Genomic DNA, 9,464 nt, shown 5'->3' with positions numbered 1-9,464 from the left:
ATATAAAATATTTATTTATTCAAAATTAACTCTTGTCCGTTTCTATTTTTCCATAGAAACATAGTATTTATTTCGTAGTGTATATATTTACAAAAGTGAGTGGTTCTCATGAATAAAAGGAAAAAAATGATTTCAGCCTTATTTAATGGATCAGCCTTTAGAGCATTAGCTTAGTATCAATCAATCGATATTATCGTGGTCTAGAACTAAAATTCAATTTGCGAACGAACAATTTGATATAAATAATGAATAGACTCCAAGTTCAAGTATGTTTGTTCCAAAACAAACGTAGCTTCATGCTTGGATTAAATTGTTCTTGATTCACTTACATTTATACCTTTGTCCAAGCAGTTAGAATAACTTGGAATAAGATGAGGGTATGTAGAAAGTGAGGTGAACAGTTTGCCTATTCAATTTCTAGATTCACGTATGTCTCTTAATAATACCTTTAGTTTGGGAACTGCAATTTTAACGTCAACTCCTACATTACTGGGGGATATCGGTCTTCAAACTGTCGCTGCAATAGGGACCCCTAATGAGAGTGATGTGCGTATCTTACTATGGGGAACAGTTGGCGTTTCTAGATCTTCAATAAACTTAGTCAACATCTATGTTGAAAGAGGTGGTACTGGCATATTCGGTTCAGGCGAGTTGATCTTTAACTCAACAATTGATTTAACCTCGGGTCCCGGTACCAGGCTCTTTACTTTTACTGCTGGAGATTTTCCACCAGTAAGTAACGTTATAACAGGTCAGATTCGTTATACCATGTATGTTGCAAGTGCTGCTGAGACTCCTGTAACTATCGTTGGTCCTGTGTCCTTTAATGGTTCGGCTCAAGCAGGAACATCATAATCATTTTATGTAGTTAACTATAATTAGAAAATAACTTACAACTCATTATTTAGTGTTTATGACATTGTGTTTTTTTCGCGTTTAGGTTACCATCGGAAGAATTTTTGTTAGATACCGTTCCATGAATATCTAGTCATTGCAAACGTCACATCCCACGGTTCGTTCATAAGAGCAGCCGATCACGTTGGTTAGCTGCTTCTTCGTTTTTAGATTTATTGTTCCCATTAGCTTTGTAATTTGAAATCTCAAATATTGATTTTGAATAATCCCCATGTGGCAGCACGTTCAGGATATGTTTAATCCGTGGATGATCCCTGATTTTTATGTTATACGTAATCGGGATTTCACTGAATGTCTTATCCCCCTTCGGTTTTACTTTTTTCCATACTTTTGGATATTTAATACGCAGATTCTCGCCAAACCCACCAACATCCACCTTGTACTTATGCTGCATTTTATCAAGGACCTGCTTTACTTGTTGTTTAGCAAGTTTTCCGAAATCGTTCTCCAATTTGTGAAGATATTCTTCGTTCCCAGTTACTTCGGGAACGGTCTAATCTTCCATGAACCTCCTTCTGATTCCACCTTAACACGAAACGAAATATAATACCCACGGACTGTAGGATTAATTTTGCCTTTGGAACGCTTAATCTCATAGATTACTTCCGGTTTGACTTTCATATGTTTTTATTACACCTCCCTTAGGTCTCTCCTGAATCCAAGATAGTCCTTCGGATCAGTTTGACTAAACGTTCCAACAAGACGTTTGGTCTTCGAGTGAAATATTCCTGCACCTGAAAATTGATGTTCTCCCTTACATGTAATGACATTTTAAAGGAGAAAGCTCTGGCCTGACTGCATGGTAGCATCCAGCTTGACTAACGATACGGCAGGCATACTTCATACTTTGTTGGACAAATATGAATTGTCTACAAGACCTGTTAGGTAAATGCCGGGATTTCACTAGGGTCATTGGAGTGCAGTGCATCCTCCGAATTTATTAAATACAAGTGCTTTCAAATGAGCTGCCTCTTCTTATATATTTTTTCAAGAACACACTTATTTATGATATGATTCTCCGGGTTAGCTGAAGCGGCAAATTTTAAGGCAACTTACTACTACTTGTGTTACGGTTCAGCGTATTACCTGTACTGCGAAATTAAAGGCACCCATTAGGGTGCCTTCGATGTTCTTACTGTCTCTCTTTTTTGTGACACTCGTTCACTGTACAGAACGTGCAAGTGCTACAACAGAGCCGCAGAAATCGGGTCTGCCGTCATCCGACCACAAAAGCTCCGTCACAAATGTATGGCGATTCGGATCGTACAGCGGATCTCCTATAATATTCTTGTACGTCCTTGCGTGAAACACAAATAGCGTCTTTTCGTCGTCCTCTGACACCGTGAAGGAATTATGACCGGGACCATACATCGAGATGCTCTCATCTGTCGACAAAACCGCTGCTTGCGACTTGCGCCATGAAGCGGCATCGAGCAAATCAGCATCCGCATCGGCTTCAAGCAGGCCCATGCAATAATTGAAATCGGTGGCGCTAGCCGAGTAAGTGAGGAATACCCGATTACCCTTGCGAAGAAATGCCGCGCCTTCGTTCACTTTATAACCAATGATCTCCCAGTCATATTCCGGCATCGAAATCATCGTTTGCGGACCAGTCAGCGTCCACGGATTGCTCATTTTAGATATATACAGATTAGAGTTACCTTCGATATTCGGATCCTTTTGTGCCCATACGTAATAACGGCTGCCATTATGCTCAAAGGTAGTGGCATCGAGGGCGAAGCTTTCCCACGCGGTACGAACCTGTCCTCTTTCCGTCCAACTGCCTTCGAGCGGATTGGCATTGTCATTCTCTAGCACATACATCCGATGGTCGAACAAGCCTTCATTCGTATCCGTCGTGTGTGCGGCAGCGAAATACACGTACCATTTGTCATCAATAAAATGCAGTTCAGGCGCCCAAATGTTGGCACTAAGGATACCCATCTCGCGTTTTCTCCAGATCACCACAGGAGTTGATGTAACAAGCCCCTCAAGGCTCCGGGCTCTACGGATTTCAATCCGATCATACTCCGGAACGGATGCTACGAAATAATAATAACCATCCGAATGCCGGTAAATAAAAGGATCCGCTCTCTGCTCAATCAGTGGTTGAATGTCGTGTAACGCTCTTTGTTGGCCTTCCATCTTATCACCTGTTTCATCATAATATTTGCTACCCTTTAACAGCACCTGCAGTCATACCGTCTATAAAATATTTCTGGAAAGCAATAAACAGTATGAAAATTGGAATGATGGAGAAGAAGGAGCCTACGATCAATAGGTCATAGTTATTGCCATAAGGAGTTAACAACGTTTTCAAACCGATTGGAAGTGTATATTTACTCTGATCTCCTAATACCATGAATGGCCACAACAGATTATTCCAGCTATTCATACCATTAAGAATGGCCATTGCTGCAAAGGATGGCTTCATAATCGGCATAATGAGCCTGAAATAAATTGCATACTCGTTTGCGCCATCAACCCGCCCAGATTGAATAATCTCTTTGGGTATGCTTCTTAGATATTGCCTGAAGAAAAATATGGTCGCGGCATTGGCCACACCTGGCAGAATAATTGCCGAATAGCTATTCACCATTCCCAAATCATTAATTAGGCTGTACAAAGGAACCAGCAGTATTTCGAAAGGCACCATCATAATGAGCAAAACACATATAAAGAGGAAGTTCTTCCCTTTAAAATCATATGCTGCGAAACCATATCCAACAAATGCGCTTACAAAAAGTGTTAAAACCACTTGAACGATGGTTAAAGTCATACTGTTCCAAAACCATACAAAATAATCATGTTCTCCAGTAAACAGATAGATGAAATTGTCAAAACTCATAATACTAAAATCCAAACTTAGGTTAAGACCATATCTAATTAAGGATTCACCTGGTTTAAAGGAAGATAGGGCCACTGCATAGAATGGAATCATAATTATCACGAATAGTATAATGAACAAACAAATAATAACTATTCTGGAAATAAAATTATTCCTCGTCTGACTTTTGCCCACTTTAATCCTCCTCCTTTTTGAACATTCCACTTAATTTCAACTGCGTTAAATTGATAACCATAGCAATGACTAACAGAATGATACCAACTGCAGCTGCGTAACCCAGCTTATTCTTCTCAATCCCTTGTCTATACAGAAATCCAACAATGGTTAAGCCAATATTTTTGGGTGAATTGTTACCGTTAAACATCATCAGGCTCTCGGTAAACATAGCTAAACCTGCATAAACACTAATTGTCGTAACATATACCGTGGTCGGCTTCAATAATGGCATTGTGATCGTTCTAAACTTCTGCCAAGCCGATGCCCCGTCAATTGAAGCAGCCTCATAATATTCATTGTCAATGCTTTTCAAACCGGATAGATAGTAAAGCATATTAACACCTGTCCATCTCCAACATGCGAGGATTAACAGTGCTGCCATACTCCATTCTCCGTCTTTCAGGAATTTAATAGGCTCTACACCAAATAGACCTAGGAAACTGTTCATTAATGAACCTTCCATTTCACCAAATGTAAGGCGGAAAATGGTACCCGCAACTGCGACAGATGTCAATGCAGGGAGAAAGAACGAAGATTTAAAAAATTCTCTTCCCAGCATTAACTTACTGTTGATCATAACGGCGAATAACATGGGAAAGGGAATTAACAACACTAAGGTTCCTAACATGTACACAACGCTATTTTTAATAGCCGTCAAAAACACTTTATCTGTAAGTAATTTCGAATAATTCGCTTCACCAACCCATTTAGGATCCTGTCCTAACATCTTATCTTGAAAGCTCATTACGAATGAATTTACAAGCGGATAGAACCAGAATAACAAAAATATGAGTATAAATGGCAATACAAAAACATAAGGTGCAACCTTTTGAGAGTATACAAATTTCTTTATCATATTCTCAATCTCCCTTGACTATGGTTAAACCTGCCGACTACTATACCTGCCGACAGGTTTAATCAAATCATTTACTTATTGAATTTATTTCAATTCTTGTTCAATTGCTTCTTGTGCTTCATCCAGCGCTTCCTTCACGTCTTGGCCATCTTCAAAGATAGCATTCAAGGTAACCGTATTGAATATATTGCCGATGGTCGGTGAAGCTTTAACGGACTTGATTGCTCTAATTTCGTCCTTGATTTCATTCAAAGTATCAAATGCATTTGTTTTGAAGTATTGGACGTATTCATTATCAGGGTTTTTCGTTACTGCATCATCTTGCCATACTTCCATGTTGATTGGGTCAAATCCAAGTGTATTCCAGATTTCAGTCGTAGCTTCTTTCGAAAGCTTGGCAAAGGCTACAAATTCTTTGGCCAACTGAACGTCTTTACCATTCTTAGTAACAACTGTGCCAGTACCGCCCAAACCAACGGAACGAGGATTACCTTCTTCAAATACAGGCAATGGAGCAATTGCATACTTCCCTTTAAGGTCCTTCATTTCGTTTACAAAGCGGGACATGTACCATTCAGGCATCAATGCGCTTGCGTAGTTGCCTTTGTTGTATTCGCCTTTTGCTTCTTCTGTGTCGGGTTGTCCGCCAGGGATCGTATGAATAACATTGTTCTTCTGCAGATCGACTAACATTTCATACGCTTTAATCATTTCAGGCGAGTTCACTTTTGGATTACCATTTTCATCTGTAAAATCAGCGTTTTGCTGAGCTAGCAGCAGCGATGCTTGCCACGTAGCTGATGTATCAGCAGTACCTAAGTACTTGCCTGTCTTTTCATAAACCTGGATACCTGCTTGTTTGTAATCTTCCCACGTTTTGATTGTCTTGTAGTCAACGCCTGCTTGTTCTAAAATTTCAGTGTTGTAGAAAGCAAGCGTAGCCCCTACGTGATAATCAAAGCCATAAACCTGGTCAGCTTTGGAGTAAATCTCGACACGCGAAGGAACAACAACGTCTTTGTATGGTGCAAATACATCATTCAAAGATTCCAGTGGAACGTTGTCACCTTCCAAGAATTTAGGGAATTGACCAAGCTCGATATCCGCGATATCAGGAGCACCTTTTCCGCTTGTAACTGCCAATAAGAGCTTGTTGTGCATATCATCGTAAGGCATAACCGTTACATTCAACTTAATCTGTTTGTCTGGGTTCTGTTGGTTCCATAACCCCAGCATTTTATCCAAATGCTTGCCGTGCAAATCTACGAATGTCCAAAATGACAATTCTGTTGCATTCTCTCCGGCATTAGCGCCTAATTGCTGTGTTTCCGTTTTTGTTTCAGATGGAGTACCACACGCTGTAAAAACAAGTGACATAATAAGGACTGTAACGATGGAGATTATAGTACTGCGTTTTTTCATTTGTTCGTCATCCTCTCTTTTTTTGTTAATGCATTTGAAAAGTCGGCTGACTAGTTAGTTCTGTTAATTTAAGCGGGTTCAATCCACCTTGGCACCACCCTCCTTAACATAAAATCTAACCGTTCAAAGAAAAGACCCCTTCGCAACAAATTCTCAGATTCCATATTGTAAGCGCTTTACATGCCGTATTATAATATACATGAAATATGCTTTTATATAACCAATTGATTATAAAATCATAAAGTTTATGGGGAGATGCAACTTTTTGAAAAAGCTGGCGCTCTACAAACAAATTCGAGAAGATATTCTTCAGAAAATTAAATCAGGACAGCTTCGGCCAACAGACCGTATTCCTTCTGAGCAAGAACTAATGGACGAATTCAGAGTAAGTAAAATAACCGTCAGGAATGCCCTAACCCTACTAGCTGACGAAGGATTAATTATCCGCGTACAAGGCAAAGGCTCATTCGTCTCTTCTAGTCTTGTTGTTTCTAGCATCAATTCTCTGCCATCCTCATGCAGCGCGTCCTCCATGCCGCTCATCGGCTTCATCATTCCGACGATGAGGACCCGTGTCATTCAGAAGCTCGTTGACTACACGGAACAGTTCCTTCAAGAAGCCGGCCTCAGCATGATACTAAGCATCACGCGCGAGTCCTCCTCTATCGAAACAAACGTCATTCGTACACTAACGGAGCTCGGTGTGAAGGGGCTGATCGTTTTTCCGACAGAAGATGAGAAGTATAACGAATCATTGCTGCGTCTGTCGCTCGATAAATTCCCGTGTGTGTTCATCGACCGCTATCTGCGCAACATTGAGACGTACACCATTACATCCGACAATTACGGCGGTGCGTACAAGGCTGTCTCCCATTTGCTATCCAAGAGTCATCAGCAGATTGCGCTCATCTCACCTGAAAATGCCAATACAGCCATCGAGGATCGCACGCTCGGCTTCGAGCAGGCGTACACAGATCAAGGCATCTCGATTGACAAGAGCTTGTGGTGTCACATCCCTCTCGACATTCTACGCGGCGATCAAGCATTGGACTATGTAAGCGACTTCTTGCAGGACCACAGTGGAATTTCGGCAGCCTTCTCCCTGACTGCAGAAACCGCACGCCTTACATCGGCCGCTATCAGTCGTCTGAACGATCACGCAAATATCGAATTGCTTTCTTTCGATAATCCACATCTCTCAGGCGTAGCTTATGTGCAGCAGGATGAACAGGATATGGCACGAACTGCCGTAAAGCTGTTACGTGAACAAATGGAATATATTTATTCTCCTAAGAACGCCGTCATTCCCGTTCAACTCATCTTCCCTTGACACGACAAAAGTTATAGCCAGGCGATCGAAGAACTGGGGATATTGATTGGTTTTACCGGCGATGTTGATCATGATTGTCTGCCCAGTTTTTTTAAAACACGACAAGATTTGGACGTACTTCACCTTGCAAAAGCACTTCCAACGGCGCTGGGAGACCAAGAATAGCGAAAAAGCGAATGTGCCGCCAAAAGCACGTTCGCTGCCAGCATCGACACTCCTGACACTTTTCTTTCCCAGTCTCGGGGAGTCTCCTCCATTCACGAAGTCCTTTTCCCTCCGCGGGATGTGACGAGGATGCTCCACTCAAAAAGCGATAGCCCTAAGCACAAAGTACAGTTTGACCACAAAATATACAGTAGTGTATAGACAAAAACCACTCCCGATTTTTAAGGAGTGGTTTCTTTGCTTAGAACTTCTCTACTGTTGCGAGTTAGATATACGCTTAATCAGCAATAGGACTATGTTCTTGTCCAATATGGTAATCGGTACAAGTTCTTGTCCCTCGACAACTTTGCACCATTTGTTTTCTAGAAATGATTTGTACTGTGTTAGATGAAGATAATTGAATTCAATACTAGCGATCACATCATTGAACTCACCAATTATTATTCCGTTACTATCCTCTTTCAAGCTTATCTTTAGTCTGTTAATTATATCTTCTAAAAGATTGTTCATCTTAAGTAGTACTCCATATGTACCTCTTATTAACAGACAATGAATTTTTCCAAATTATATCCATTAAGCAACTTAAACATTTCAAGAGAGATCTTATTTTTTCAAACTAACCTGCCCGTTAGCCGTCCATGCCCCTCTCGGGGCACCACAGCGTAATGAAAATTTTGATGCGGCGTTTTATACTATTCTTACGGCTGGTGAGGAAGGTTGTTAAGCACTCTTAAATGTTCTAATTTCTCATACATCCTGAGAAGCACCGTTTTTAAAAACCACTAAAGCTGGGCTTAGTTTCATGCTGCCATTTCTGGATTTCTGCTAAGAGTAATTTTAGGGATAAATTCACTTTTTTCGCAAAATTCTATGACGACAAGACGGCTGCCAAGTAAGGTTATCTCTCTATCGTTATGATTAACAGAGAAACGTTATTTTGTTTTTTTAGCAGCATGGCGGAAATATTTTATGACCCTTCTATACATTGTCTTGTCCTTTAATTGGTTGAAAATATAAGGGTCCGGTTTGACGTTCACCTCAATAATCCAGGGTTTCAAACTCCGGTCCAGTCCAATATCAACGCCGATTTGCTTAAGGTACGGGTATTTTTTCTTCATGTGGCGTGCAATACGTAATCCAAGCTCATTCATCTCCTGGATGAGTTCATTTCTGCGTTTCAGGGATGCATGAGATTCCAGCAGTCTGTGAACATCCATTGGTTTACCACCGCTGTGATAATTGGTCACGATTTTTTTCGGATGACCGAGCCGGCCGATGATTCCCGTAGCCTCCCACTGATTGTCGGGACTTAACTGTATCATGACTCTGATATCAAAACGCCTCTTGTTGTGCTTAAGCAGATCGATTCCTCTCTGAATGAGATAGCTTCTTTTATGCACCAGACGTACAAGACTTGCATAGAACGAGTCAAAGTTATCAAACGACAGTCGTTTTTGTTCAATCTGATAGGCGAAATTCTGATGACTCAGCATCTCTGCCTTTATGACACCCATTCCATAAGTGCCAATCTCGGGTTTAATATAAACCATACCGTATCTGCTGATCATGGACCACAGGCTGGCTTTGTTAAATCGCTGCGTATCAGGTATAAATGGTTGGATAGAACCATTATTGAGGATCACTTTTGTTTTCAACCATTTGCTTCTTAACGGCTTCAATTTATCAACCCCCATATAACACTTCTCCCTTCA

Annotated in this window: 8 protein-coding genes and 1 pseudogene; 2 read left to right on the top strand and 7 right to left on the bottom strand. The window is 40.8% G+C overall.

The features are described from left to right. Positions 1–402 precede the first annotated feature (402 nt). The gene (locus AC3WQ3_RS27575) at positions 403–855 is read left to right on the top strand and encodes a hypothetical protein (RefSeq protein ID WP_492474243.1); all 453 of its coding nucleotides are present in this window, start codon (positions 403–405) and stop codon (positions 853–855) included. 163 nt (positions 856–1,018) lie between these two features. Here AC3WQ3_RS27575 and AC3WQ3_RS27570 read toward each other — a convergent pair. The 6 genes and pseudogenes from AC3WQ3_RS27570 to AC3WQ3_RS27545 all read right to left on the bottom strand — a co-directional run. Continuing rightward, positions 1,019–1,375 (bottom strand): annotated as a pseudogene (locus tag AC3WQ3_RS27570) (Ger(x)C family spore germination C-terminal domain-containing protein); the annotation flags it as partial. Between the two features lie 17 nt (positions 1,376–1,392). Beyond that, positions 1,393–1,536 carry a hypothetical protein gene (locus AC3WQ3_RS27565; protein WP_492474242.1) on the bottom strand — a complete coding sequence of 48 codons (144 nt, stop codon included), beginning with the start codon at positions 1,534–1,536 and terminating at the stop codon, positions 1,393–1,395. A 540-nt stretch (positions 1,537–2,076) separates the two neighbouring features. Further along, a complete protein-coding gene (locus AC3WQ3_RS27560; RefSeq protein ID WP_492474241.1) occupies positions 2,077–3,060 on the bottom strand; it encodes a glycoside hydrolase family 43 protein in 984 nt (327 codons plus the stop codon). Positions 3,061–3,088: 28 nt separating this feature from the next. After that, positions 3,089–3,907, bottom strand: a complete 819-nt coding sequence (locus tag AC3WQ3_RS27555; RefSeq protein WP_419720031.1) for a carbohydrate ABC transporter permease — start codon at positions 3,905–3,907, stop codon at positions 3,089–3,091. Positions 3,908–3,938: 31 nt separating this feature from the next. Then, positions 3,939–4,835 (bottom strand): carbohydrate ABC transporter permease, encoded by an 897-nt coding sequence (locus AC3WQ3_RS27550; RefSeq protein WP_127537155.1) that lies wholly within the window; start codon positions 4,833–4,835, stop codon positions 3,939–3,941. 84 nt (positions 4,836–4,919) lie between these two features. Then, positions 4,920–6,257: an ABC transporter substrate-binding protein gene (locus AC3WQ3_RS27545; RefSeq protein WP_336781582.1), complete on the bottom strand. Its 1,338-nt coding sequence runs from the start codon at positions 6,255–6,257 to the stop codon at positions 4,920–4,922. Between the two features lie 265 nt (positions 6,258–6,522). Here AC3WQ3_RS27545 and AC3WQ3_RS27540 point away from each other — a divergent pair, with 265 nt between their 5' ends. Continuing rightward, a complete protein-coding gene (locus AC3WQ3_RS27540) occupies positions 6,523–7,587 on the top strand; it encodes a GntR family transcriptional regulator (protein ID WP_492474240.1) in 1,065 nt (354 codons plus the stop codon). 1,097 nt (positions 7,588–8,684) lie between these two features. Here AC3WQ3_RS27540 and AC3WQ3_RS27535 read toward each other — a convergent pair. Then, positions 8,685–9,446: a YheC/YheD family protein gene (locus AC3WQ3_RS27535; RefSeq protein WP_492474239.1), complete on the bottom strand. Its 762-nt coding sequence runs from the start codon at positions 9,444–9,446 to the stop codon at positions 8,685–8,687. Positions 9,447–9,464: the final 18 nt, after the last annotated feature.

This window comes from Paenibacillus sp. FW104-T2 (assembly GCF_058789975.1).
This window is presented reverse-complemented; position numbering and strand designations above follow the sequence as displayed.

What these genes read in the sequence shown, in the direction of transcription:
- AC3WQ3_RS27560 (WP_492474241.1), bottom strand. Translation starts at nt 3,060, where the DNA reads ATGGAAGGCCAACAAAGAGCGTTACACGACATTCAACCACTGATTGAG.
- AC3WQ3_RS27550 (WP_127537155.1), bottom strand. Translation starts at nt 4,835, where the DNA reads ATGATAAAGAAATTTGTATACTCTCAAAAGGTTGCACCTTATGTTTTT.
- AC3WQ3_RS27535 (WP_492474239.1), bottom strand. Translation starts at nt 9,446, where the DNA reads ATGGGGGTTGATAAATTGAAGCCGTTAAGAAGCAAATGGTTGAAAACA.
- AC3WQ3_RS27565 (WP_492474242.1), bottom strand. Translation starts at nt 1,536, where the DNA reads ATGAAAGTCAAACCGGAAGTAATCTATGAGATTAAGCGTTCCAAAGGC.
- AC3WQ3_RS27545 (WP_336781582.1), bottom strand. Translation starts at nt 6,257, where the DNA reads ATGAAAAAACGCAGTACTATAATCTCCATCGTTACAGTCCTTATTATG.